This is a genomic window from Salmonella sp. SSDFZ54, assembly GCF_004010735.1.
Classification (GTDB): domain Bacteria; phylum Pseudomonadota; class Gammaproteobacteria; order Enterobacterales; family Enterobacteriaceae; genus Salmonella; species Salmonella enterica.
Window position 1 is genome coordinate 1,673,656 of the sequence record NZ_CP034819.1, and the last position, 26,755, is coordinate 1,700,410.

Annotated in this window: 19 protein-coding genes and 1 pseudogene; 6 read left to right on the forward strand and 14 right to left on the reverse strand. The window is 55.1% G+C overall.

Annotated features, from left to right (window positions below):
* Positions 1–99: 99 nt before the first annotated feature.
* Positions 100–867 carry a cyclic-guanylate-specific phosphodiesterase gene (pdeH, locus tag EOS97_RS08430; protein WP_000595624.1) on the reverse strand — a complete coding sequence of 256 codons (768 nt, stop codon included), beginning with the start codon at positions 865–867 and terminating at the stop codon, positions 100–102.
* A 228-nt stretch (positions 868–1,095) separates the two neighbouring features.
* On the opposite strand from pdeH, the gene EOS97_RS08435 reads away from it, so the two are divergent.
* A complete protein-coding gene (locus EOS97_RS08435; protein ID WP_000037575.1) occupies positions 1,096–2,025 on the forward strand; it encodes a sugar kinase in 930 nt (309 codons plus the stop codon).
* Between the two features lie 53 nt (positions 2,026–2,078).
* Here the strand turns inward: EOS97_RS08435 and EOS97_RS08440 are convergent, their stop codons facing one another.
* The 9 genes from EOS97_RS08440 to bcsR all read right to left on the reverse strand — a co-directional run bounded on the left by EOS97_RS08440 (position 2,079) and on the right by bcsR (position 17,935).
* Positions 2,079–3,566, reverse strand: a complete 1,488-nt coding sequence (locus EOS97_RS08440; protein ID WP_001163182.1) for a pitrilysin family protein — start codon at positions 3,564–3,566, stop codon at positions 2,079–2,081.
* Positions 3,567–3,785: 219 nt separating this feature from the next.
* Positions 3,786–5,072 (reverse strand): C4-dicarboxylate transporter DctC, encoded by a 1,287-nt coding sequence (gene dctA / locus EOS97_RS08445; RefSeq protein ID WP_000858228.1) that lies wholly within the window; start codon positions 5,070–5,072, stop codon positions 3,786–3,788.
* A 157-nt stretch (positions 5,073–5,229) separates the two neighbouring features.
* Positions 5,230–7,236 (reverse strand): biofilm formation regulator HmsP, encoded by a 2,007-nt coding sequence (gene hmsP, locus EOS97_RS08450; RefSeq protein WP_023165856.1) that lies wholly within the window; start codon positions 7,234–7,236, stop codon positions 5,230–5,232.
* A gap of 173 nt (positions 7,237–7,409) precedes the next feature.
* Entirely contained in the window at positions 7,410–10,952 is a 3,543-nt protein-coding gene (gene bcsC / locus EOS97_RS08460) for a cellulose synthase complex outer membrane protein BcsC (RefSeq protein WP_001225187.1), read from the reverse strand.
* Positions 10,934–12,043: a cellulose synthase complex periplasmic endoglucanase BcsZ gene (gene bcsZ, locus EOS97_RS08465; RefSeq protein WP_000988802.1), complete on the reverse strand. Its 1,110-nt coding sequence runs from the start codon at positions 12,041–12,043 to the stop codon at positions 10,934–10,936. The genes bcsC and bcsZ overlap by 19 nt, the downstream gene beginning before the upstream one ends.
* 3 nt (positions 12,044–12,046) lie before the next feature.
* Entirely contained in the window at positions 12,047–14,347 is a 2,301-nt protein-coding gene (gene bcsB, locus EOS97_RS08470; RefSeq protein ID WP_000823809.1) for a cellulose biosynthesis cyclic di-GMP-binding regulatory protein BcsB, read from the reverse strand.
* A 10-nt stretch (positions 14,348–14,357) separates the two neighbouring features.
* Positions 14,358–16,982, reverse strand: a complete 2,625-nt coding sequence (bcsA, locus tag EOS97_RS08475; protein ID WP_001275329.1) for a UDP-forming cellulose synthase catalytic subunit — start codon at positions 16,980–16,982, stop codon at positions 14,358–14,360.
* The gene (gene bcsQ / locus EOS97_RS08480; RefSeq protein WP_000996115.1) at positions 16,979–17,731 is read right to left on the reverse strand and encodes a cellulose biosynthesis protein BcsQ; all 753 of its coding nucleotides are present in this window, start codon (positions 17,729–17,731) and stop codon (positions 16,979–16,981) included. Before bcsQ ends, bcsA begins: the two co-directional genes overlap by 4 nt.
* Positions 17,732–17,935, reverse strand: coding sequence for a cellulose biosynthesis protein BcsR (gene bcsR / locus EOS97_RS08485; RefSeq protein WP_000282616.1), 204 nt, complete (start codon positions 17,933–17,935; stop codon positions 17,732–17,734).
* Positions 17,936–18,179: 244 nt separating this feature from the next.
* Between bcsR and bcsE the strand changes: the two genes are divergently transcribed.
* Genes bcsE through bcsG form a run of 3 tightly spaced genes read left to right on the forward strand, consistent with a single transcriptional unit; the run spans position 18,180 to position 21,615 of the window.
* The gene (gene bcsE / locus EOS97_RS08490; RefSeq protein WP_001205769.1) at positions 18,180–19,751 is read left to right on the forward strand and encodes a cellulose biosynthesis c-di-GMP-binding protein BcsE; all 1,572 of its coding nucleotides are present in this window, start codon (positions 18,180–18,182) and stop codon (positions 19,749–19,751) included.
* The gene (gene bcsF / locus EOS97_RS08495; RefSeq protein WP_000988321.1) at positions 19,748–19,939 is read left to right on the forward strand and encodes a cellulose biosynthesis protein BcsF; all 192 of its coding nucleotides are present in this window, start codon (positions 19,748–19,750) and stop codon (positions 19,937–19,939) included. Before bcsE ends, bcsF begins: the two co-directional genes overlap by 4 nt.
* Positions 19,936–21,615 (forward strand): cellulose biosynthesis protein BcsG, encoded by a 1,680-nt coding sequence (bcsG, locus tag EOS97_RS08500; RefSeq protein ID WP_000192022.1) that lies wholly within the window; start codon positions 19,936–19,938, stop codon positions 21,613–21,615. Before bcsF ends, bcsG begins: the two co-directional genes overlap by 4 nt.
* Before the next feature lie 81 nt (positions 21,616–21,696).
* On the opposite strand, the gene EOS97_RS08505 is transcribed toward bcsG, so the two are convergent.
* The gene (locus tag EOS97_RS08505; protein WP_001537650.1) at positions 21,697–21,804 is read right to left on the reverse strand and encodes a type I toxin-antitoxin system toxin Ldr family protein; all 108 of its coding nucleotides are present in this window, start codon (positions 21,802–21,804) and stop codon (positions 21,697–21,699) included.
* A 372-nt stretch (positions 21,805–22,176) separates the two neighbouring features.
* Between EOS97_RS08505 and EOS97_RS27150 the strand changes: the two are divergent.
* Positions 22,177–22,329, forward strand: a pseudogene (locus EOS97_RS27150) (PLP-dependent transferase); the annotation flags it as partial.
* A 117-nt stretch (positions 22,330–22,446) separates the two neighbouring features.
* Positions 22,447–23,745, forward strand: coding sequence for an aromatic amino acid transport family protein (locus EOS97_RS08515; protein WP_001150171.1), 1,299 nt, complete (start codon positions 22,447–22,449; stop codon positions 23,743–23,745).
* Between the two features lie 100 nt (positions 23,746–23,845).
* On the opposite strand, the gene dppF is transcribed toward EOS97_RS08515, so the two are convergent.
* The 3 genes from dppF to dppC are packed head-to-tail and all read right to left on the reverse strand — an operon-like array spanning position 23,846 to position 26,752.
* The gene (gene dppF, locus EOS97_RS08520) at positions 23,846–24,859 is read right to left on the reverse strand and encodes a dipeptide ABC transporter ATP-binding subunit DppF (RefSeq protein ID WP_000103562.1); all 1,014 of its coding nucleotides are present in this window, start codon (positions 24,857–24,859) and stop codon (positions 23,846–23,848) included.
* On the reverse strand, positions 24,856–25,839 hold the full coding sequence (dppD, locus tag EOS97_RS08525) for a dipeptide ABC transporter ATP-binding protein (RefSeq protein WP_001196509.1): 984 nt from the start codon (positions 25,837–25,839) through the stop codon (positions 24,856–24,858). Before dppD ends, dppF begins: the two co-directional genes overlap by 4 nt.
* A gap of 10 nt (positions 25,840–25,849) precedes the next feature.
* On the reverse strand, positions 25,850–26,752 hold the full coding sequence (gene dppC / locus EOS97_RS08530; RefSeq protein ID WP_000084690.1) for a dipeptide ABC transporter permease DppC: 903 nt from the start codon (positions 26,750–26,752) through the stop codon (positions 25,850–25,852).
* Positions 26,753–26,755: the final 3 nt, after the last annotated feature.

Here is a 26,755-nt window from a genome sequence, read left to right on the forward strand (position 1 = left end):
CTCACTTCTTCCCTTGCCTGTCCTAAAGATAGTTCAGCCAGACGAAAAAGGAGGATGACCGCGCCTCGTAATACCACGTATTACGGGAACAGTCTGGCGTTACAGGGTCAGAATCACCTCTTCGAGCGATATCAGCGGCACGGGTCGAGAAAGAAAATAGCCCTGGGCGGCAAAGGCGGGCGAACGCTGCACATCACGCCACTCTTCCAGCGTCTCCACGCCCTCGACAATAACGCCGCGGCAGTAGCGGTTCATCAGTTGCAGCAGCAGAGTGAACAGGTTGCGCCCCTCCGCGGACTGGCGCAGCATGACGAACAGCTCGCGCGCCACTTTAATGTAGTCATAACGCACTTCGCTCAGCGCTGAAAAATTGGCCATACCGGTACCAAAATCATCCAGCCACAGCGGGCCGAACTCACACATCGAGGCGAAAGAGGAGTCTTTCGGCAAACGAATATGTTCCACCAGTTCGAAACGCAGCCAGGGTAAGCGCTCCATCGCTGCCAGAATGTCCGGCTGTCGTCGCATGGCAATCAGCGTAGGGCCGTCGACATTGACCGATGCCAATAAGTGATGGCGAGTGAAAAAATCCGCTTTTTGTTCAAGCTGATGAAGTTGTTCTTTCACTACGTCAATGCGGTGTCGAACCGCTAACTCCGCGAAATAACGATCCGGGGCAATACGTCTGGAAGGGTTATCAGGATGGGTGACGACAGTGAGAAGTTCAACCGCCATCAAACGGCCATCCGTCTGGTATATCGGCTGGTAAGTATAGGCACGCTCGCATTGCAGCCAATAGCGCCGTTCCTGCAAATTTTCTATACCTGCATCAGGAACGCGTAGCTGCTGGATAACCTGCTTTATCATCTCAGTTGTCCTGTTAATGGGAGTGTGACTGTCCGGACTCGTCAAAGGTTATCGGCGTTCAGGCAGAGAACTTTACCCTCGGTCCCTGGCAAAATAAAAACAGACCCCGAAACTTGTCAAAAATACGCACTTGCTCAAAAAAATAATGGACCGATGTTTTAATATTATTGACCACTAAACATCCACAGCGCACACTAACGCTAATTTTTACAGATCAGGTTCACGACTATGTCTAAAAAGATTGCCGTGATTGGCGAATGCATGATTGAGCTGTCGCAGAAAGGCGCTGATGTTCAGCGCGGCTTCGGCGGCGACACGCTGAATACCTCCGTTTATATTGCCCGTCAGGTCGATTCTGCCGCTCTGGCCGTTCACTATGTGACGGCGCTGGGTACCGACAGTTTCAGCCAACAGATGCTGGAGGCGTGGCAGCATGAAAATGTGGATACCTCGCTAACGCAGCGGATGGAAAATCGCCTGCCAGGCCTCTATTACATCGAAACCGATGATACTGGCGAGCGTACCTTCTACTACTGGCGTAACGAAGCGGCAGCGAAATTCTGGCTGGAGAGCGAGCAGTCAGCGGCTATCTGCGAGGCGCTGGCGACCTTCGATTATCTCTACCTGAGCGGCATTAGCCTCGCGATTTTAAGCCCGACCAGCCGTGATAAGCTGCTGTCTTTATTGCGTGAATGTCGGGCCAACGGCGGGAAAGTCATTTTTGATAATAACTATCGCCCGCGTTTATGGACAAGTCGCGAAGAAACGCAGCAGGTCTATCAAAAGATGCTGGAATGTACTGATATCGCCTTCCTGACACTGGACGATGAAGACGCGCTATGGGGTCAACAACCGGTGGAAGAGGTCATTGCCCGCACCCATGCGGCAGGCGTGCAGGAAGTGGTGGTAAAACGCGGGGCGGACTCTTGCCTGGTCTCGATTCAGGGCGAGGCGCTCATTGACGTTCCGGCAGTGAAACTGCCGAAAGAGAAAGTGATAGACACCACTGCCGCAGGCGACTCCTTCAGCGCCGGTTATCTGGCCGTTCGTTTGACGGGCGGCAGCGCGACGGATGCCGCGAAGCGCGGACACCTGACGGCCAGCACGGTGATTCAGTACCGTGGGGCCATTATTCCGCACGACGCGATGCCGCAGTAAGTCATTTGCTCTTGCCCGGTGGCGCTGCGCTTACCGGGCCGGCAGGCGGCAGCTTACTGTGCCGCCGGTGTCTCCGTCACTTCCGGATGCGCCTCATCTGCTTCAACAGCGGCGGCAGTTGTCGGGACCATGATTTCATCCCACGTCGCCTTTAACGCCTTCATATTAAATTCCGGCTCGCCTTGCGGTTGCAGCAAAATTAATGCCATCTCCTGCGATAGCTGCTGACGTAGATTCTGATTGAGCATATCGACGGTCAGGCTGTTGAGGAAATTCTGACGCAGCTTCTGATACTGCTCCGGCGCGATATCCACCACCTGATTCTGCAGCGAGCGCATACGCTGTCCAGTCAAAATGTCAGTATCGGTACGCGCGTAGGTCGCGAACAGCTTTTGCAATTCGAGATTTTTCTGCGCCACCAGCGCAGTAAACTCCTCTTCCGACAGACCTTTATCGCGTACTTTCGCCAGTTCATTCGCCACCAGGCTCAAATTGGTATTGAGCTTATCATTAGGTGATTCAATGTTGATGGCGCACTGCGCGCGCAGAAACAGAACCCGGCAGTCAAACCCCAGACCAATATCTTTCGCGTTATTTTTAGTAAGCTCTTGCTGGATATGCCAGAACAGCGCTTCGCGCGCCAGATCCGCCTGCCAGTAGCGCAACAGCGCCGCCGACTCGCGAATCGGTTGCCACGGCGTATCCCACATAATGGAGAGACGATCCTGGCGCACCGCATCGGTCATAATGCTCACTGATTCCGCCCGCAGCGGCGAAAGCGTCGGCACCGGGGCGGGCGTTTCGCGTTTACCTTTCAGCGTACCGAACGTTTTATTGATCTGCTCGGCGACGGAGCGCGCATCAATGTTGCCGACAACAATCAGCGTCATGGCATCCGGGGTGTACCATTTTTCATAGAAAGCCTGAATTTTGGCTGCGTCTACCGGCTGCTTTAACGGTTCCGCGGGATCGTGCCCCAATAACGCCGACCCTTTCAGCCGATAACGCCACCAGCCCTCTTTAGTATCTGCTGGCCACGTCGCAACCATATCTTCGCTGCTTAACGCATGATTCACCGTCTCTGGCGTAATGGTTAATTTACCGGAGACGTTAGCCAGATAGGTCAGCGCTTCTTTCAGCAGATCGTTACGGTTATTGGGTAAACTGAGGTTATAGAGCGTGGAATCATAAGAAACAATAACGGGCGGCATGGGACGTTTCGGATCAAACCCTTGCTGCCATAAAGAACGTGCCTGTGCGGCATCCAGACCACCGCTTTGCGTTAGCGCGATACGGGGAATCGCATGGCTGAACCCGCTCTGTTGCGTACTTTCGGTGAGCGAACCGGTATTAACCTGGAGACGAACTTCAATACGATCGCTGGGGCGCTGAGGCGTAGCCAACACTTGCCACTGTAACCCATTAGCCAGCGTCCCCTGTTGCCATGCCGGATCGGGCTGGAGCGCATCTGCCTGCACATAGCCGGCAGAGGCCAACATCAACAGACTGCCCGCTAAGAGTCGAATTTTTGTGCCCTGCATGTGAACCCCTGATCAACAATCCTGGTAATAAAAAGACAGCCCCGGCAGGGATGCCTGAATATGACGTAAAAACACTTCGTGTTAGACCGCGAGAACCTAAAAATGTCACGGAAGAAGTGAAATAATCCCTAAGCATCATGCTGTATGCTTTGGGCGCAGGGGTCAATTATGCGCAAACACCCGCAGTCCTGGAAGGGACTACGGGCATAAGTGGCGAGATTAGGAGGAAATTTCGTGCGTTTTGCCATCCGGCGCACGATTATTAAGCACATCGTCCAGCTTTTGGTGATCTAACTCTTTCACCCATTTGGCAACCACCACCGTCGCCACGCCGTTACCCACCAGGTTAGTCAGCGCGCGCGCTTCGGACATAAAGCGGTCGATACCGAGGATTAACGCCAGTCCCGCAACCGGTAAATGGCCCACGGCGGAGATAGTGGCCGCCAGCACGATAAAGCCGCTTCCGGTCACGCCCGCGGCGCCTTTTGACGAGAGCAGCAGCACGACCAGCAGCGTGATCTGGTGGAAGATATCCATATGGCTGTTGGTCGCCTGGGCGATAAACACCGCCGCCATCGTCAGGTAGATAGAGGTGCCATCGAGGTTGAACGAATACCCCGTCGGGATCACCAGCCCCACCACCGACTTACGGCACCCCAGTTTTTCCATCTTATCGAGCATACGCGGCAACGCTGACTCGGAAGAGGAGGTGCCGAGCACAATGAGTAATTCTTCCCGGATATAGCGAATAAATTTAAAAATGCTAAAGCCCGTTACCCGTGCAATCGTCCCCAGCACCACCACCACGAAGAGAATACAGGTGATATAGAAGCAGATAATGAGCTGCCCCAGTTGCACCAGAGAACCGACGCCGTATTTACCGATGGTGAAGGCCATCGCGCCGAATGCGCCAATCGGCGCCAGGCGCATGATCATATTGATGATGCCGAAAATGACCTGCGAAAAACTCTCAATTACATTGAAAATGAGCTGGCCTTTGCTGCCCAAACGGTGCAGCGCAAAACCAAACAACACCGCAAACAGTAAGACCTGCAGAATGTTGCCGCTGGCAAACGCGCCGATCACGCTGCCCGGTATGACATCCATCAGGAAGGCAATAATGCCCTGCTCCTTGGCTTGTGCGGCATAAACGGCCACCGCCTGCGCATCCAGCGTTGCCGGATCGACGTTCATCCCGGCGCCAGGTTGCACAACGTTGACGATGATAAGACCGATAATCAGCGCAATCGTACTGACAATTTCAAAGTAAAGCAGCGCGACCGCGCCGGTACGCCCCACCGCCTTCATGCTTTCCATGCCTGCGATGCCCGTCACGACAGTACAGAAAATGACAGGAGCGATGATCATCTTAATGAGCTTAACGAACGCGTCGCCAAGCGGTTTCATTTGTGCGCCCAGTTCAGGATAGTAATGGCCAAGGAGAATACCAATGGCGATTGCTGTCAGGACCTGAAAATAAAGACTTTTGAACAGAGAGGTTTTCATAGGGTGTCCTTGAAGTAAAAACCACAGGTCTTGTAAGGTTATGAGTAACCTGCGGCCTTAAAATAACACCCACACAACATGACAGAAATGCGCCAAGATCATAATTGAAACAAAAATGTTAAAAAGTTTGAGCTGGCTCGCACAAGCGCGACCTTTTTTAACTTTTGTAATCAGGATTTTCGTGCGACAGATACCGCTCTTCAAAGATATCCGCGGGAACGGGCCGAGCAAACAGGAAGCCTTGCGCGACGTTGACTCCCGCCTGTTCCAGCCACGCGCGTTGCGCCTCGTTCTCCACGCCCTCGGCAATCAATTGTAAATTAAGACTGCGGGCCATCAGGATAATCGCCGTCACCATACTGTGATCATCCGGTAACCCATCGACAAACATTTTATCAATTTTAAGGATATCGACCGGTAGCGACTTCATATGCTGTAACTGGCGCAGCCCCGCGTAACCCATGCCAAAATCATCCAGTGCGATACGCACGCCAGCATTACGTAACGGACGTAAGATAGCGACGGCAGCGTGTGGATCGTCGATGCGGCGGCTTTCAGTGACCTCAAGAATCAGCGTACCCGGTTGAATACGATAGCGATTTAACAATTCCAGCAGATCCGACACCATGCCAGGGTGCATGAGCTGTAACGCGGAAAGATTGACGGAGAGCGGCAATGTCACGCCGCGCTCCTGCCAGGCGGCAAGCTGGCGGCAGGACTCTTCCAGCACCCAATGGCCCACCGTGACCATCAGGCCGCAGGATTCAATGCGCTCAATCAGCCCATCTGGTAATTCCCAGCTACCGTCCGGCTGTTGCATACGTAACAAGGCTTCGGCGCTTAATACGTTGCCGCTGCGCATCTCGACCTGCGGCTGCAGCCAAATGGCAAACTGATGGTTATCCAGCGCGGTAAGGATATCGCTCTCTTCGGTAAGGCGCTGTTGAGCGGCCTCCATCTGCGCCGGGTCAAAGAACTGGATCTGATTTTTACCTTTTCGGCGCGCGGTAAAGGCGGCGGAGACGGCGCGACCATAGAGCTCTTCGGCGGTCAGATCGCCATAATACATCGCAATGCCAATACTGCAGCTTGGGCGCAGTTGAATACCCTGGATGGGCAGTCGTTCATTAATGATAGTGAGTATTTGCTGACCTAATGTAATGGCGTGCCACGGCTCTTTAACGCCGTGGGCGATAATGGCGAAGTCATACCCGCTGACCTGCGTAAGCACCATGCGCGGCGCCAGCACCGACTTCAGCTTCTCAACCAGCGTCAGTAATAGAATCTCCCGCTGCGTTTCTTGCAGCACGCCTGCCGTGTCACGCAACGTTTCGCACGTCACGATGATAAGCGCGGTGGTCTGTTGGCGGGTGATAACCTGTTCCAGCAGCGCCATTAAAAAGGCTTTATTGGGCAACTCGGAAACCGGAAAACGCATCGCGTTGTCCGTTTGCTCCTCGCGTTGACGCTGCATAAGCTGCTGGTTGAGGTTATAGCTGCGCACCAGCATCCCAATTTCATCATCCTGATGCAGACGCGGCAACGCCAGCTGATGTCCGATCAGCTCCTGCTGCGGAATGTCGTTCAGCTCGCGGGCAATTTTGCGCAGCGGATGCACAATCAGGCGGTTTACGCACCAGGCGATGGCCACCGTCAGGATCAGAGATAGAAGTAAGTAAATGGTCACTAACGTAGAGAGCGCGCTCATGACGAACTTGTACATACGGTACGAATCCGCCTGCAATACAAGGTAGGCCAGCGGTTGCGGATTGGCGGGACGCTCCAGCGAATAAACCGGCAAAGAAATTTGTACCGGCAGTTCGAAGAGACGCGTCACCATAACCGGGACGGGGCGTTCAGGAATGAAGCGCTTACGCAACGCCTGGAACTGATTCGGCAATACCACATCGGCGCGACTCACCACGCCCGCAGGTTTAATACTTTCCAGAATGGTTTCCGCGCCGGGGAGATCCGCTTTTAAAATCGCGGAAGAAAGAGGTTCCCGAACAGATCGCGCGATACTTTCCAGTTGCGTAGCCGTGTTGTAGCGGTTCTGCTGTACCAGATGGAACAACAAAACGGTGCAAAAGACAAAAACAAACACCATGACAACGGCCGCAACCATTGCCATCTGTTTAATTGTTAACGAGCGGCTGACGCGCAAATTGACTCTCCCTGGATATCCCGGACTGCCGCCTGAGTATACCCGATTGCAGCGGCATTAAGAGAGGCTGTATCTGAAAAGGACTTTTCTGAATAACGGTTAATGATAGCGTCTGATGGCGCTGCGCTTCTCAGGCCTACGACGCCTGTCAATTCGTAGGCCTGACGCAATGATTACCAGTCAGCGTAAGGCACCAGAGGCTGCGGCGGTAAATCCATATCCCCCTGCCAGCCCGCCGCGGAATAACGGACATACAGCAGCAGATGACTGGGGGTATAATCTTTCGCCTGCTGAATATCGACAGCCGTACCCACAAACCAGTTGGCAGTAACACGGCGTTCAATGAGCGCCCGCGCGGTATAGCCAAATCCCTGGCTGCTGCCGCCGCCGTTGGTCTGGTCACGCGCATCCTCCTGATAATCCGCCGGAATCAAATTCATCAGCGGATAACGCGGCATGGTACGGTTGCGGGAGTGCGACCAGGATACCGAGCCGCCTAGCTCCCACGACCAGTTTTCCGTACGCTGCCGCCACATCACCGGCACCGCAAACGACAGGTATTCCTGCGGGCTATAATAACCGCCCTGACCCAGTGAATAACCGCTCAAATCTTTGTCGTAATGCCAGATCATGTTATTCAGCCCGACGGTAACGCGGCGGTTATTCTCGTTAATCACCTTATAGTAATAACCGGTCATCCAGCGCACGCGCCAGTTATCTTCCACATTTTTACCGCTCAACTGGTCGCCGCTGAGCGACGCCCAGACACCGTTTGCTTCGCCTTTATCATAGCTGAGACTGACGCCGCCGCCGTTGGCCCGCACGCCGCCCCATTTGGTGCCGGTATTGCTGCTGGCGTCCTTTTGCCCGCCAAACGCCAGCAGCGAACTGGAGATCGGGCGACGATGCGCGTTCAGGGTATAACCCAACGGCCCGATATCGTCGCTATAGCTGACGCCGCCGACCACATCAACGACATTAAAGCCCATCGGCGTCGTGCCGATATCCCAGCGCCAGGTCTCATTCTGCCAGCCGACCGCCACGCTCGCGCCCGTATCGGCCTGGCTACGATGTCCGCTGCATTTCTCCAGCGTACAGGTACCCCAGTTATTATCGTATTTTCCGTCCGCATCCGTAGAGAAACGGCCAACATCCATATTCACCATATCAGTACGAAAGAACGCCCGTCCGTCCGACCAGGGCGCATCCACTTGAAGCATCGTGGTATGCGCCTTCAGATCGGAGTAACCGCCAGTCCCGCTCGATCCCCAATAATCGTGCGCCAACGTGACATTGAGATCCTGCTGACGGTACAACTCCGCCGCATCGCTACGCACGCCGCGTTTTAGCCAGTCATCTTTTTCATCATTGCGCGTCAGGCGGGTAAAGGTATCGTTATCCAGGGGACGAACCGGCGTAATCGCCGCGGCGACCATTGCCTCTTTGTAGGTCTCCAGCGCCCGCTGCGGCTCGCCCGTTTGCGCCTGAAAAGCGGCGGCGTCACGCAATACCATTGCGCTTTCCATTGATGGCGGCTGTGCTTTTGCCTGCGGCGTAATGCGGTTAAAGGTCCGCGCCGCCGCCGTGATATCGCCAAGCTGGAGCTGCGCCAGCGCGACGCGGCGCTGCATGTTAATAGAGGTGATTTGCGACGCAGGCAGCGCCGCCAGTTGAGCGCGCGCCGCGGCGTTATCGCCCTGTGCGATGTCGATTTCCAACCGCCCCAGCATGGCATCGACATTACCCGGTTCCCGCGCCAGAACGGCGTCATAAGCGGCGCGGGCCGCCGCATTATCGCCACGCTGCTGCGCCCAGTCCGCCAACGTTAACGCAATGCGCGTAGAGGGCGGCTGCTGACGTAACAACGCTTCCGCTTCGCGTTCTTTGCCACTATCGCGCAAGCGGTTAGCGCTTTCCAGCACCTGGTTACTTTGCAATCGGCCCGCCAGTTCCTGAATATTGCTGTTCCACTGGCTGGTCGGTAGGGTATTGAGATGCGCCAGCGCCGCCCGGTCCCGATCGCTGCCGGAAAGATAAAGCCCATAAGCATAGACCTGTTCCGGATCGTTTGGCTTCTGCTGCGCCAGAGAGCGCATTTGCGCATCGGCCTGGGCGTGCTGCCCGGCCTGCCACAGATCGCGTGACAGTCGGTACGTCACCCACACGCTCCCCGGATCTAATGCCAGCCGACGACGGTGCAGGTCTGCGGCCTGCGCCCATTTGCCCTCGCTTTCCAGCGTTTCCGCCTGCTGCGCCAGACGGTCATTTTCCAGACTGCGTTCGATATCGTCGATACTGCGCCGCTGGCTGGCGGAAAGAGAAGCGATAAACGCGGCGGCTTTTTGCGGCGACTGCTGGCGATAAAGATTCGCCAGCCCGCGTACAGCATTGGTATTACCGCTATCCATACGCAGCGTCTGCTGATAATAACGTTCGGCGGCGGCATTATCTTTGCGCGCCATCGCCACATCCCCCAGCCCCAGTACCGCGTAGCTGTCGGTGTTATCCACTGCTCGCGCCTGCTGATAGAAACGCTCCGCCTGGGCCAGATTATTCGCTTTTAAGGCCGCGTCGCCCTGCTGAATTAACAGCCAGTAGCGATTGACCTTCAGCAGACTCTCCCACTTATCGCGGCTGCTGCTGTGCGGCGCCATCGCCAGCGCTTTTTCAAACTGCGCGACGGCGCGGGCGCGATCGCCACGCTGTGAGTATGCCTGCCCCAGCGCGCCGACCGCCTCGCTGTCGTCCTGCCGGGCGCTCACCGCCTGCTGCAATTGCGCAATGGCCTTACCGCCTTCTCCGGCATTAACCGCCGCGATGCCCTGCGAGCGCGCGCGGAACGCCGGATCGGCTAACTGTTTTTGCTGCTCGTTAAGCTGGGCGCGGGCGGCAGACACGCTATCGCCTTCGCTAAACTGCGTCAGATAGTCTTGCAACGCTTTTACGCTGGCGTCGCTCACCGGGAGATCTTTTATCTGCTGGTACCAGATGGCGGAGGCCGCGCTGCGTCCCGTACTGGATTTCGCCATCTGTTTTAGCACCGCGAATCCCTCATCGCGCCGCCCGCTGGCGAACAACAGTTGCGCCAGCGCATTTTGCAGAGCGTTATTACCCGGACTGACGGCATTGATTTTCTGTAGCTGGTTAATCGCTTCGTGACGGCGGGCGGGCAATTTCGCCACGGTCGTCCAGTATTCGACCGCCAGTTCGCCCTCCGGCGGATAACCTTTAAACAGCTTGTCGTAGCTGGCGATCGCTTGTTCAGTATGGCCGGTCGTCGCCAGTAAACGCGCCTCCTGCAAAGACTGGCGTCCTTGCGGCGTGGAGAGCAGCATCGCGGTGCGGGAAGATTGATACGCCGTCGACTCCGGCGCCAGTTGCGCCAGCCGGTCAAGTAGCTTCTGCGCCCCGTCGCTATCCCCCTGGCGCAACAGATAGCGGAAACGGGCGGCGATAACCTGTGGATCATTGGGGTCGATCAGCTCCAGGCGATAGAGCGACTGACGGACTAAGTCCTCACGGTGCGTGGCCTCGCCCAGCCGAACCTGCTCCAGCAACTGTTGCTGCGCGGAGGTCGCTGCGCCGGCAAGCGGTGTTAGCGCCATACCAAGCGATAACCCCAACAATGCCCGAGAAACGCCCCTTTTGCCAGGTAAGGCGTTTCGACCGCCAGCCGGCAAAAAAGCGTGCATGAGACTTAACGTGAACTTACGCATTCCTGGCCCCAGTCAGGTAATAATTCACCTTTGACGGTGAAGCGAAAACGGTGCTGATCCCAGCCTTGTCCAAAGAGAGTCAGCACATAGTTGTAATAGGCATCGCTGCCAGGAAAATGGTCTGCGACCCGCTGTCGCTGCACGGCCTGGGCGTCGCGATTTTGCAGGAAAGGCAGTAAAGCGGCGGAAAACCCGACCGGCCCCGTCCCTTGCGCATTCCCGCTGACGACATCCACTTTCTCCGGTGGAACGCCGTTTTTCATCGTTAACGTCGCCATCGGTTTAAATCGCGCCAGTAAACGCGCTTTTTGCGGATCGCCATCATGCATCATTCCCGCCCATAAATAGACGCGAATCGCATCGTAGCTACTGATCAGCGTCTTTTCCGCTTTCAACTGCCAGCCTTGCTTGCTTTCATAACGCACCCAGTCCGGCGAGAAACCTTTCGGCGCGGTTTCCAGCAAAAGCCGCAAATTGGTTTCCCGTAGCGTCGACCACGGCGCGCCAAAACGGCTAAAGTATTGCGCCAACTGCGGCGGCAGATAGCTTGGGTTAAAACGCCAGCTATTCGCCTCGGCAAAGCCGATTTTGCCAGGTAGCAGCATTGAGCCCAGCCCCGGCACATTCACGACCTCTTCGCGAGCGATGCGTTTTAGCAACGCCGTGCCCACCTCGGTATAACGCGTCTCTTTCCACAGACGACCGGCCTCCAGCAGCGACCATGCCATCCAGATATCGCCGTCGGACGCGGAGTTGCTGTCCAGCACCGACCAGGTGTCGGGATCTTTTTGCCCCCACAGCCAGGCGGGCAGATGTTCACGCAGCGATCCCTGCGCCAGATTGTTTTGCGTCCAGTTAAAAAGTTGCGCGAACGCCGGTCGATCGTTCGCTGCCAGGGCAAAGAACATGGCGTAGCTTTGCCCTTCGGAGGTGGTAATTTTTCGCGCATCGCCCGGATCGATAACGCGTCCCTGCTGGCTAATGTAATCTTTCTTGAACTGTTCCCACGCAGGCCAGCTACAGGCTGCCTGCGCATTTATTGCCGTCAGCATGACGATCATCGTTATCCATCCGCGCAGCATAGTCATCATGCGTTACTCATGGTCAGGGTCGAGACGACGGCGACTGAGAATACGTAGCAGACGCCACAATACCCACGCCAGTAATACCACACTGAGGGCCGCCAGTACCGCCAGCAGCACCGGGTGATTCGCCAGCGCATACCACAGCCGCTCAAACCACGGCAGATGTCCGACGTAATAGATATCGCCAACGCGCAGACTGTGAACGCCGGACTCGCGGATCACCGCCACGGAACCAAACATCGCGGCGCGTTTACCGCTGTCGTTCACAGCGTCGTTCAGTAGCTGGTAACCGCGCGGGCTATCAGCCAGCAGAGCAATCACGCTGCGCTGATCATTAAACGGCGACTGGAAGCCCACCACCGCCGCCATCGGGCCGCTGGCGGTGACGGTGGACTGCGCATCCGCCGCGCGATCGGCCTCATCCGGCATAATCGACGGGAAAGCGGTCTGCCGCATCGGGGTTTTTACCCAGCTTTGTGTCGCCTGCACCAACAGATCGATACGCTTATCGTCTTTTAGCTTGCCCGGAATAGCGCCAATAATCAGCAGATCGGCGTCTTTGTCGGCTATCTGAGCGCTATCATCGGTGATGGTCAGATTAATTGCCGGGAAACCGGTCTGCCCGCCAATGGCGCCGACCGTATTCAGCAGCGTTTCCATTTGCGCTTCGGTTGGGGTCTTCGGCATCACCGCCAGCGTGTCAGACAGGTCGGCCATCCGGCTGAACGGGAAACCCGCATTGGCGAACGCGCGTAAATCCGGCATCGCGATAAAGTGGTAATATTTCGAAAAATCGATAGTGGAGTCATCCCCTATCACCACATGATTCGGTACCGGCTGGAAGGTAATACAGTTGTCCACCGACCCGCCCGGCATCGGATTCATGTAGCGGAAGTCAAAACGTAGTTGGTTCATCGCCCCCAGTTTGAGCGCCGGAATAGACACATCCGTTTTACCATCCAGCAGTCCCTGAAGTACCGGCAGGCGCAACAGGAGTCGATTAGTTTCCTGCGTGCTGTTAAGGCTAAAGGCTTGCAGGAACTGGTTATTCAGACTGATATCCAGCCGTGAACTGTCTTTAGTCGGCGGCGAGGTATAACGGTAGTTGAGATCCATATCAATACCGTTGCTACGCAGCAAATAGAGGTCCGGCGGCAGATTCAAAGAAACGTTGATGGGCGCCGGCTCCAGCCCACTCGACTGGAGCTGCTCTTCATAGGTTTTCAGCTCGCCAAAAGTGACCGGGCGATCGGTACGCACCCAGTTCGGCGCATCATACGGTTTTCGCGCCAGCAGCGGTTTTACATCGTTGACCACCACGCTGGAACCGCGGAAGAGAATATTCCCTTGCGCGATACCTTTTGCCGCCTGCAACAGGTCTTTATCATCTCGACCAAACACGATCAGCAACTTCACATACGGATTATCCGGATGGCTCATCATCTCGATAACCGGCGCGTTAACCGCAGGATGATCGCGCAGGAAATCGGGGCGTCGATCGTTGGTGGCGAACACGATCGCATTGCGATCCGGCAGGTGATTATACAACACCGGGAAGCGCTGACCGCGCCAGCCCGCCCGCGAGCCAAACCAGGACGCGACAATAGAAGCCGCCTGCTGCTGCGCCAGGTCCGGCATATCAGCAAACACTATCGGCAACGTCACCGGACGGTTATCCCGCGGATCAAAAAACGGCACCGGGAAGTGGGACAGATCGTTATTCACCGCCAGCATGTTATAGGTCAGATCCAGGGCGCTATTTCGCCCGATGTCTAACCACAGAGTACTGCTGGCCGGGTTTTCACACACGTCGCGATAGTGGCCGACAAACTCCAGCCGCACCCGGTTAAAGTCGGTGATAAATAGCGGATTGATAGGTACCTGCGCCAGCGTCTTTTTCCCCAACTGCTCTTTTGTCACCGGCAATACGCCCATCAGTTCATCATTGAGATAAACCTTGAGCTGCGACTGAACCGGCAGGAGCGACGGCGAGGGCGTATATTCCAGATTCAGCACCGCTTTCGACGCCACTTCATCGCTGCGCATACCAAATTCAATGCCGCCGTTAGGGTTAACGCCACGCAGCGCCATACTGCCCGGCGGCGGCGCGATTTGCGCAAAGGTCAGCTTGACCTCGCGCGAAGGCGCGGTCTGCGCCACGACGGGCGCCTCAGTTGCGGGCGACGGCGCAGGCTCGGTGGGTTCAGCATTTATCAATGGCGGCGTAGCAGGCGCCGCCGCCGTCATGAAAGCAGGAAACGCGCTTAATCCTATTACCGCCGCACACATCCAGGACAATTTTCTTTTCATCGCATTATCATCATTGTTGAGCCTGAGCCATAACCCGATCCGACGGCTGTATCGCCGCTTGCCGCTCCGGGCGACGCGGAATAAACGATACAATCCAGGCAATTAACGCCGTCAACGATCGGAAAATTACTTTTACTGAAGGCGGCGCGAACTCCGCGAGGTGGCGATATCCGCGGAAGCCCAGCTTCAGAATATCCAGCAAGCTTTCCAGCGGTTTATCTTCCGGGAAGCTATCTTGCCAAAGCGCCCACGTATCGGCGCGCGCGAAGGTACACTGCACAAAATCAATATGTTGTTTGGTGGTGAGCGGCATCAGTTGTAGTCCGACCTCATTGCCCGTTACGCGCACCACCTGCGTTGGAAAGACATATTCCTGCTGCCCGCGTTTGAGCAACAGATTCACTTTCTGCCCTTCCAACACCTGCGCCTGACCGTTGATCTTGATGCCTAACCCGCCGTCGGAGAAGTCATGTACGGTACAGGAGAACAAATGTCCATCTTCGCGGGCGATAGCCCCCGGCATGGCAATCTCGACCCGATGCGCGCGCCTGACCTGTTTACTCTCTACCGAAACCGCAACCGCGCCGCCGAGAATGACCAGGTTATAGAAGACCCACACCAGGCTAACGATGACGGTCAGCGTTTCATTTTCCGGCCCGTAATAGTATCGCCATACGCCCGCCGCCACGCCGAGCAGGTTAAGCAAGACAAGGAAGATATACGGACGCGAGATTACCCAGTCGACGTACTTCTCTTCCACCAGCCCGCCTTTCGCCGTGACGTTAAATTTCCCTTTGTGCGGATTGATCAACGCGACCAGAGTCGGCGGTGCGATATACCATGCCAGTACCGTTTCATAGATTTCACTCCAGAAAGAGTGACGATACTTGCCCTGAATCTTCGAGTTAGTCAGGCTGGCGTGGACCATGTGCGGTATCACAAATAGCGCAATCATCAACGCAGGCGCATAAATGATATAGGCGTGCAGCAGCAGAAAAGCCAGCGGCGCGGTCAGAAAGATCAGGCGCGGAATGCCGGACAAGAAATGGAACATCGCGTTGAGGTAGCACAGCCGCTGCGCCAGTTTTAAGCCTTTACCAAACAGAGGGTTATCGAGGCGGAAAATTTGCACCATGCCCCGCGCCCAACGAATACGCTGCCCGATATGCGCCGACAGGCTTTCCGTCGCCAGCCCCGCCGCCTGCGGAATGCGCATATACGCTGAGGTATAACCTCGCCGGTGCAGCCGGAGCGAAGTATGCGCATCTTCCGTCACCGTCTCAACGGCGATACCGCCAATCTCATCCAGCGGCTTACGGCGAATCACCGCGCACGATCCGCAAAAGAAAGTGGCGTCCCACATATCGTTACCGTCCTGTACCAGTCCGTAAAACAGCGTGCCTTCGTTAGGCGTTTTACGAAAACGTCCCAGGTTGCGCTCAAACGGGTCCGGGGAGAAGAAATGATGCGGCGTCTGCATCATCGCCAGCTGTTTTTCTTTCAGGAACCAGCCCATTGTCATTTGCAGAAACGAGCGTGTCGGCACATGGTCGCAATCGAAGATCGCCACAAACTCGCCTTTCGCGTGTTTTAGCGCATTGTTGATGTTGCCGGCTTTGGCATGTTCATGCGTGGCGCGGGCAATGTAATGCACGCCAACATGTCGGGCAAAATGACGAAATGATTCGCGCCCGCCGTCATCAAGGATCCAGATATTCAGCTTGTCCTTCGGCCAGTCAATGCCAAGCGAAGCGTAAATGGTATTTTTGACCACATTAAGGTCTTCGTTATAGGTCGGTACAAAAATATCCACCGTCGGCCACTGCGACATCTCTTTCGGCAACGGCACCGGTTGACGATTTAACGGCCACACCACCTGGAAGTACCCCAGCACCAGCACAATCCAGGCGTAGGTTTCCGCAAACAGCAGAATCAGTCCGCACACCAGACTGACCGGGTCGTCCCAATTTAGCGTCGAGGTATAGCGCCACCAGATATAACGACAGGAGACCGTTAGCGACAGCACGATGAGCATCAGCGCGGAAAAGCGTCCCGGCATACGTCGTACCAACAGCGCAACGCCCCATAGCAACAGCAGAAAGATAAATTGCGATAGCGGGTTAAATGGCTGCGTAATACAGATCAGCGCCAGTATCAGTGAAAAAGTCACGATAACGCCCAGAATAAAACGCCGGGCGCCGTTGCTAAGATGTCCCAGCTCTTTTTCCTTTTCCAGGTGCGTTGTCTTTTGGCGCACCCGTTCCGGTAAGGTATCCATCCATTGATGGTAACGTCCACGAACGTCCTTCAGGCGCGCAAATGACCGCCAGCGCGGTTCATGACGTTCTTTAGTCGACGAGATCATCACCAGCCAGAGGGTCTGAATGAGGTAACGGGCCGGGTCCAGCGGGCGCGGGCGGGCGGCGTTAATATGCGGATAAAGCGCTTTATGCCCGTCGCGAATACGCTGCCAGCGCGGATGCTCAAGCGGAAACACTATCCACGCCAGAATCATCCACAGGCAGCCGAGCGCTGCGCTAAACGGCGACGCGCCGTGGCGGCGGTAACCCTGATAGCGCTCGCTCAAACGCGCGCTAACCGGCGGGATAAGCAGCCACCGGGAAAGGGCGCTCATCGCAGGCTCCCGGCGGACGTTTTGTCGCCCGCATCATGCAGCAGGCACCAGTTCGCCAGCGTTAACACCTCTTCGGCAGCTAACGAATCGCTGCGATATTCGCCTAACGGCTGTTTCGACGCCATGCACTCCGCCATCGCCTCATCGCGATGGATCACAATGGGCAGCAACCGGCGCTGGCTTTGCAGCCAGACCTGGTACAGATCGTCCTGTAACTGACTGCCAATGCGTAAGTCATTGATCAGAATATGCGCTCCGGCAGGCAACGCCTGCTGATGAAGGCGAATATGGCAGTTAGCGTCAACCTGGGCTATCGCCAGCGTATGGTCGCAGAGGCTCACCAGCTGCCCTGTCAGCGGTGACGCGCCGTAGGGCAAGTCCAGTAAAATCCAGCTATAACGCCCGCTCGCTTTCAGCGCCTGGATAGCCGATCCGATCTCTCCCAGCGTCTCCTGCCAGGCCTGCGGATTTTCCCGCTCTTGCGCGGTGAGCTGTCCAAACGGCAGTAGATCAAGCTGTGAGGTATAACGTAATCCGGCATCGCGCCAGTCCTGGCCGTCCAGCAACGATCGCGCCCAACCGCCCTGATGGACGAAGTCGACGTTAAACGACATGCGCAGCAGGTTATCGGGGCTGGCGTCAATCACCAGGACATTTTCCCCTAAGATTTGTAACGCCCAGGCGAGTGCTGCGGTGAGAGATGTGGTTCCCACCCCGCCGCGCACGCCCTGCAGTCCCAGAATCGCCATTCATGGCTTCCTTAATGAATGTGGTTGCGCAAATTCAGCCAGGAGTGGCCATCTTTTAATCGCCGCCGCCAACTGTTCGCGTTGGGAAATATCGGTATAATCTATTTCGGGTAGTGAAAACGCCTGGCTTAATGCCAGAAAATCATTTTGAAAAGTGTAGCCCAACGTTGGATCGGACTGAGCGCCAGGTTCATTGTTATACATTCTGGTTGCTCCTTTTTAAATATTTCTCACTGGCAGCATTACGCCCCGTCGTCAATACGGGAGAACGCGCATTTTTCATCTTTCCGTGACATCATTTATAATGTGTAAAAATGCAAAGCGCAGAGTTACAGGGCATCCTGCCGGGCAAATTGATTCACATGCTAAATCTGATGCGTTTTAATTTCAATGTTAGGTTTATTTCTGTGCTTTCGCTAGTAAACTGATAAACAGTTAAAATAGTGACATGAGGGACACTGTGGACCCCGTATTTTCTCTCGGCATCTCATCATTATGGGATGAACTGCGCCATATGCCAACCGGCGGCGTCTGGTGGGTTAACGCCGATCGCCAGCAAGATGCCATCAGCCTGGTGAATCAAACGATTGCGTCACAAACGGAGAATGCAAATGTCGCCGTCATCGGCATGGAAGGCGATCCTGGCAAAGTAATCAAATTAGATGAATCTCACGGTCCGGAGAAAATCCGCTTATTTACCATGCCGGATTCAGAAAAAGGGCTATACTCTTTGCCCCACGATTTGCTTTGTTCTGTTAACCCGACGCATTACTTTTTCATTCTTATTTGTGCAAATAACACGTGGCGGAATATAACGTCAGAAAGCCTGCATAAATGGCTGGAAAAAATGAATAAATGGACTCGTTTTCATCACTGTTCATTGTTGGTTATTAACCCTTGTAATAATAGCGATAAACAGTCCTCGCTGTTGATGGGCGAGTATCGCTCACTTTTCGGCCTCGCCAGTTTACGTTTTCAGGGCGACCAACATTTGTTCGATATTGCCTTCTGGTGTAACGAAAAAGGCGTCAGCGCCCGACAGCAGTTATTGCTGTGTCAGCAGGACGAACGCTGGACGCTATCCCATCAGGAGGAGACGGCAATTCAGCCGCGTAGCGATGAAAAACGCATTCTTAGCCACGTCGCCGTCCTTGAAGGCGCGCCGCCGCTCTCGGAACACTGGACGCTTTTCGACAATAACGAAGCGCTATTCAACGACGCGCGCACGGCGCAGGCCGCGACAATTATTTTTTCGCTTACACAGAACAACCAAATCGAGCCGCTTGCTCGTCGCATTCATACTTTGCGGCGCCAGCGGGGAAGCGCGCTGAAAATTGTCGTGCGCGAAAATATCGCCAGTTTGCGCGCCACCGATGAGCGCCTGCTGCTGGGCTGCGGCGCGAATATGATCATTCCCTGGAACGCCCCGCTTTCACGCTGCCTGACGCTTATTGAAAGCGTGCAGGGACAGCAGTTCAGCCGTTACGTACCGGAAGACATCACCACGCTACTGTCAATGACGCAGCCGTTGAAACTGCGCGGTTTTCAGCCGTGGGATATCTTCTGCGATGCCATCCATACGATGATGAGCAACACCCTGCTCCCCGCCGACGGGAAAGGCGTTCTGGTCGCGCTGCGCCCGGTGCCGGGCATTCGGGTTGAGCAGGCGTTAACATTATGTCGGCCAAGCCGAACCGGCGATATTATGACCATCGGCGGCAACCGTCTGGTGCTGTTTTTATCATTCTGCCGGGTCAACGATCTGGATACCGCGTTAAACCATATTTTCCCTTTGCCGACGGGCGATATTTTCTCTAATCGTATGGTCTGGTTCGAAGATAAACAAATCAGCGCCGAGCTGGTGCAGATGCGCTTATTGTCGCCGGAACTGTGGGGAACGCCGCTACCGCTGGCAAAACGCGCCGACCCGGTAATAAATGCCGAACACGATGGCCGCATCTGGCGTCGTATTCCTGAACCCCTGCGATTGCTCGACGACACCGCGGAGCGTGCATCATGATGACCATCAGCGATATCGTGCAAATTATTCTTTTTTGCGCGCTGATTTTCTTTCCGCTGGGGTATCTGGCGCGTCATTCGCTACGCCGTATCAGTGATACAACCCGGCTGCTATTTGCCAAACCTCGTTATGTAAAACCAGCCGGAACTCTGCGCCGCGCTACGAAAGTCAAGGCAGACAAAAAATGACTCAGCATACTCAAACTCCTTCAATGCCTTCTCCGCTCTGGCAGTACTGGCGCGGTCTTTCCGGCTGGAACTTCTATTTTCTGGTCAAGTTTGGCCTGCTGTGGGCAGGCTATCTGAATTTTCATCCTTTACTGAATTTGGTATTCATGGCGTTTCTGCTCATGCCAATACCAAAGTATCGCCTTCACCGGTTGCGCCACTGGATTGCCATTCCCGTCGGCTTCGCGCTGTTCTGGCATGATACCTGGCTGCCCGGCCCGCAAAGCATTATGAGCCAGGGGACGCAGGTGGCGGAATTCAGCTCCGGTTATCTGCTCGATCTGATCGCCCGTTTTATTAACTGGCAAATGATCGGCGCCATCTTCGTACTGCTGGTTGCCTGGCTTTTTTTATCACAGTGGATTCGGGTCACGGTGTTTGTGGTCGCCATCATGGTATGGCTGAATGTCCTGACATTAACCGGCCCGGTTTTTACGCTGTGGCCGGCAGGCCAGCCAACCGATACGGTGACGACGACTGGCGGTAATGCAGCCGCTACCGTCGCGACAGCGGGCGATAAGCCGGTCATCGGCGATATGCCTGCGCAAACCGCGCCGCCGACGACCGCGAATCTGAACGCCTGGTTGAACACCTTCTATGCCGCGGAAGAAAAGCGGAAAACGACGTTCCCGGCGCAGCTTCCGCCTGATGCGCAGCCGTTCGACCTATTGGTCATCAATATTTGTTCGCTCTCCTGGTCGGATGTCGAAGCGGCAGGCTTGATGTCACATCCGCTATGGTCGCACTTTGACATTTTGTTTAAACACTTTAATTCCGGCACGTCTTACAGCGGCCCGGCGGCCATTCGTCTGCTGCGCGCCAGCTGTGGTCAACCTTCGCATACCCGACTTTATCAACCAGCCGATAATGAATGTTATCTGTTTGATAATCTGGCGAAACTGGGCTTTACTCAGCATCTGATGATGGATCATAACGGTGAATTTGGCGGCTTCCTGAAAGAAGTTCGCGAAAACGGCGGTATGCAGAGCGAACTGATGAACCAGTCCGGCCTGCCAACCGCCCTGCTGTCATTCGACGGCTCGCCGGTATATGACGATCTGGCGGTCCTGAACCGCTGGTTAACAGGGGAAGAACGTGAAGCCAATTCCCGTTCCGCGACGTTCTTTAACCTGCTGCCGCTGCACGATGGCAACCACTTTCCCGGCGTCAGCAAAACGGCGGATTATAAAATCCGCGCGCAGAAACTGTTCGATGAACTGGACGCCTTCTTTACCGAACTGGAGAAATCCGGGCGTAAGGTGATGGTAGTCGTCGTACCGGAGCACGGCGGCGCGCTGAAGGGCGACAGAATGCAGATCTCAGGCCTGCGCGATATTCCCAGCCCCTCCATCACCAATGTCCCGGCGGGCGTGAAATTTTTTGGCATGAAAGCCCCGCATGAGGGCGCGCCGATTGATATTAACCAGCCGAGCAGCTACCTGGCTATTTCCGAACTGGTCGTACGCGCCGTGGACGGTAAGCTCTTTACCGAAGACAGTGTGAACTGGAACAAGCTGACCAGCAATCTGCCGCAAACCGCGCCGGTTTCAGAAAACGCTAATGCGGTGGTGATTCAGTACCAGGGTAAGCCATACGTTCGTCTGAATGGCGGCGACTGGGTGCCTTACCCGCAGTAAACCGAAAAAGGCCGCAAGGTTTCCCCTGCGGCCTGGTTCGGGCGCATGTTGCCATTACGGCGGACAAACGCTCAAAACGCGTTACTTCCTGTCACGTAGCCAGTTGACGATCACACTGGCGATAATGCCAGCAATGATCGGTGCCGCCAGATCGTGCCAGAAGGCCACGCCCAACTGCGTAAGCGTCATATAGCCGCCTTGTTGCAATGGCAACCGTTCGCGGCTATCCTTGATGTGTTGAGGTTCAAGTTAGCCCCCGTCAGGTTGCCAGGTTTATACCAGTCAACGTGCGGGGGTTTTCTCTATCCAGCAACCTATGCCGCCGGGGATCAAGCCCCCGCAACATTGCGCCTCACCGGGTAAACCCGGCTTGCTGCTGATATTACGGCAAAATCCCCGTCCCGGCACGGCGCTAACGTGCAATCTGCGTGACGCTTCGCAGACGATTACTTTTATTTGCCAGAATACATTCAGCATTTCTGAGGCTGGCAGTCAGCCGCTCAATTCTGTAAATTATGCCTCCTCGCGGCCAGTCCCGGTGATACCGAAACCCTCGTTCAGCATCCTGCGTCTATGACATATTCGCCTGTTGCGCCAGAGGAATGGCTAAAAGCAGGTATTACCGACGAACTTATCCGTCTTTCAGCGGGACCTGAAGATCCCGACGATATTATTCATGACCTTGAACGCGCCAGCAGAAAAGCAGCATTCTGACGATTGCTCGGCGAACCGCTGTCACCGGTTTGCCGCATCGGGTATCAAGGCACTATAGCCTGGTTATAGGCAGCATTCTTTATGAGAGAGCTGCGTATATTTTGGGCAGGGGGCTCTATGCAGGACGACACATTACCATTAAATAACAGTAACGCTACGACCACACCGCTTTCAACGAGATTACCGTTTACAAAATATGATTTTGGCTGGGTGCTCTTGTGTATCGGTATGGCGATCGGCGCCGGTACCGTCTTAATGCCAGTGCAAATCGGTCTCAAGGGGATCTGGGTATTTATTACCGCTTTTATCATCGCCTATCCCGCTACCTATATTGTGCAGGATATTTATCTAAAAACGTTATCTGAAAGCGAAACCTGTGACGATTATACGGATATTATCAGTCACTATCTTGGCAAAAACTGGGGCGTTTTTCTCGGTATAATCTATTTTCTTATGATTATTCACGGGGTGTTTATTTACTCCCTGTCGGTGGTGTTTGATAGCGCCTCCTATATCAAAACCTTCGGCCTTACTGAGGCCGATCTTTCACAGTCTATTATCTATAAAGTCGCGATTTTCGCCGTGCTGGTGGCGATTGCCTCCGGCGGGGAAAAGTTATTATTTAAAATTTCCGGCCCGATGGTGGTGGTAAAAGTCGGGATCATTCTGATATTCGGTTTTGCGATGATCCCACACTGGAATCTTGATAATATTTCCGCCTTTCCCGCCGCATCGGTTTTCTTTCGCGACGTACTGCTCACTATCCCATTTTGCTTCTTTTCTGCGGTCTTCATTCAGGTGCTAAACCCAATGAACATCGCCTATCGTAAGCGCGAACCTGACCGTGTGCTGGCCACCCGGATGGCGATTCGCACGCATCGCATTAGCTATATTACGCTGATTGCCATTATTCTCTTTTTCTCGTTCTCGTTTACCTTTTCGATTAGCCATGAAGAGGCGGTATCAGCGTTCGAGCAGAATATTTCCGCCCTTGCGCTGGCAGCTCAGGTAATCCCTGGCCATATCATCCACATTACCTCTACCATCCTCAATATTTTTGCCGTACTTACCGCGTTCTTTGGTATTTATTTAGGTTTTCACGAAGCGCTTAAAGGTATTGTGCTGAATGTATTGAGTCGTATTATGGATGTCAAAAACGTCAACCCACTGTTACTGACATCTGGTATCTGTGTCTTTATCGTGGTTACTCTGGTTATCTGGGTTTCATTTCGCGTCTCAGTATTGGTCTTTTTCCAGTTAGGCAGTCCGCTTTATGGCATTGTCGCGTGTATTATTCCCTTTTTCCTGATTTATAAAGTAGCGCAACTGGAAAAATTACGCGGCCTGAAAACCTGGCTTATTCTGTTATATGGAATATTGTTGTGCCTGTCGCCGTTATTAAAATTGATTGAATAAGTCGTACCGGAGAGCCATGCCCGGTGGCGCTACGCTTACCAGGCCTACAGGTACGGTGTAGGCTTGATAAGGCGCAGCCGCCATCCGGCATAAAACGCAATTAACTCAGCGGGTTCTGCGGATTTTCATCCTGATCGACGGCAAAGCAGGCCACCAACTGGCCGTCGTACTCTTTAAGCTGCGGCTGTAACTGCGTACAGGGTCCGAAGCGACGGCGGCAGCGAGCGTTGAAGGCGCAGCCCGGCGGCGGGTTCAGCGGACTCGGCAACTCGCCGGTCAGCTTAATCCGCTCACGGCGATCGTCCGGATTCAGCCGCGGCGTGGCGGAGAGTAACGCCTGGGTATAGGGATGACGTGGATTGTTAAAAATCTGCTCTTTGGTCCCTTTCTCCACGCAGCGACCTAAGTACATGACCATTACTTCATCGGCGATGTGTTCCACCACCGACAGGTCGTGCGAGATAAAGACATAAGACAGCCCCATATCCTGTTGCAAATCCATCATCAGGTTCAGCACCTGGGCGCGCACCGACACGTCGAGCGCGGAGACCGGTTCGTCGGCAATCACTACGTCCGGATCAAGCATCAGACCGCGGGCGATAGCGATACGCTGACGCTGGCCGCCGGAGAACATATGCGGATAGCGGTCGTAGTGCTCGGTTTTCAGCCCCACCTTCGCCATCATCGCCAGCGCTTTTTCACGACGCTGCGCTTTACTCAGGCTGGTATTGATCAGCAACGGCTCTTCCAGAATTTGCCCCACTTTCTTGCGTGGATTCAGGGAACCGTAGGGGTTCTGAAACACAATCTGAATTTTCTGCCGCCGCAGTTTCTGCGCGTGCGGATCGTGTTTGAGCAGATCCTGCCCCTGGTAGTACAGCTCGCCACCGGTTGGCGTTTCAATCATCGTCAGCAGGCGACCCAGGGTCGATTTTCCACAACCGGACTCCCCCACTACGGCCAGCGTTTTACCGCGTTCGAGATTAAACGACACGCCGTCCAGCGCTTTTACCAGCCGTTCCGGAGAAAAGATCCCCTTCTTCACCGGATAGTGTTTTTTCAGGTCGATAGCCCGCAACAGCGGCTGTTGCAAGGTGGCCTCATGCGTGCTCATAGTGTGGGCCTCCCGGCATCATCGAGTGGGTAATGACATTTTGACTGACGTCCATCGTCCAGTTGGTTGAGAGCAGGTTCTTCCGCACGACATCTGTCCGTGGCGTAGGGGCAGCGCGGGTTAAGCAGACAACCCGTCGGTCGGTCATATTTCCCCGGCACCACACCCGGCAGCGACGCCAGACGCGCTTTATCTTGCGCAAACTCTGGTAACGCACGTAGCAATGCCTGGGTATACGGATGACGCGGCGCGCGGAAAATATCCTGCGCAGCGCCGGTTTCGACGACCTGCCCGGCGTACATGACGATAATTTTGTGCGCCGCTTCCGCCACCAGCGCCAGGTCATGGGTAATCAGCACCAGCGCCATGTTCTCTTTTTGCTGCAACTCCAGCAGCAGCTCAATAATTTGCGCCTGAATGGTCACATCCAGCGCCGTGGTCGGTTCATCAGCAATTAACAGCTTTGGTCGACAGGCTATTGCCATCGCAATCATCACGCGCTGACTCATGCCGCCAGAAAGCTGGTGCGGATAGACATCCAGACGAGAAGCCGGATCGGGAATGCCCACCTGGTTCAACAGGTCAATCGCTCGCTGACGACGGGTTTTCTTGTTCCCGCCCTGATGTACCTTGATGGCTTCCATAATCTGAAAGCCAACGGTATAGCAAGGATTGAGGCTGGTCATCGGGTCCTGGAAAATCATCGCCACTTCAGCGCCCACCAGGTTGCGACGTTCCTTCTCGGAAATGCGCTTCAGATCCTGTCCGTTAAAGAGCAGGTTTTCCGCCATCACGCGGCCTGGGTAATCGATAAGCCCCATAATCGCCAGCGAGCTGACGGATTTGCCGGAACCAGACTCGCCGACAATACCGACCACCTCACCCTGCTTCACGCTGTAGCTAATGCGGTCGACGGCTTTGAACGGTGTCCCTTCGTCACCGAAGTGCACCGATAATTGATCTACATTTAATAACGCCATCTCGAACCTCTTACTGCTTCAGTTTGGGATCGAGCGCGTCACGCAGACCGTCACCCATCAGGTTAAATGCCAGTACCGTCAGCAGAATCGCCAGCCCCGGGAAGGTCACCACCCACCAGGCGCTTTGCGCGAACTGCAATACGTCAGAGAGCATGGTGCCCCACTCCGGCGTTGGCGGCTGTGCGCCCATGCCAAGAAAGCCGAGGGCGGCCATATCGAGAATGGCGTTAGAGAAGCCCAGTGACGCCTGAACAATCAGCGGCGCAAGGCAGTTCGGGAAAATATTGACGAACATCTGACGCATTGCGCCTGCGCCCGCCACGCGGGAGGCAGTCACATAATCGCGGTTCACCTCTACCAGAACCGCCGCGCGGGTTAAGCGGACATAGTGCGGCAGCGCCACAAACGTCAACGCCAGCGCAGCGTTGCCGATGGAGGGGCCGAAGATCGCCACCAGCACCAGCGCCAGCAGCAGGCTCGGCAGGGCCAGCATAATATCGACCACGCGCATGATGATGTTATCGACCAGACCGCCGAAGTAGCCCGCGACCAGGCCGAGAATAATCCCCATTACCAGCGACAGGACGACCACCAGACAGCCGACCAGCAGTGACAAACGCGCGCCATACATCAGGCGCGAGAGGACATCGCGACCAACATCATCCGTTCCCAGAATATGCGCCCAACTGCCGCCTTCCTGCCAGACCGGCGGCGCCAGCAGCGCATCACGGAACTGCTCTGCCGGGTTGTACGGCGCAATAAAGTTGGCAAACACCGCAATCAGGATCACGATGAGAACATACGCCAGCCCGACGACCGCGCCTTTGTTGCGTTTGAAATAGTGCCAGAACTCCCGCAATGGCGTCATGGGCGCCGGTGCGGCATTAACATTATTTTCAGTAACCTGTGACATGAT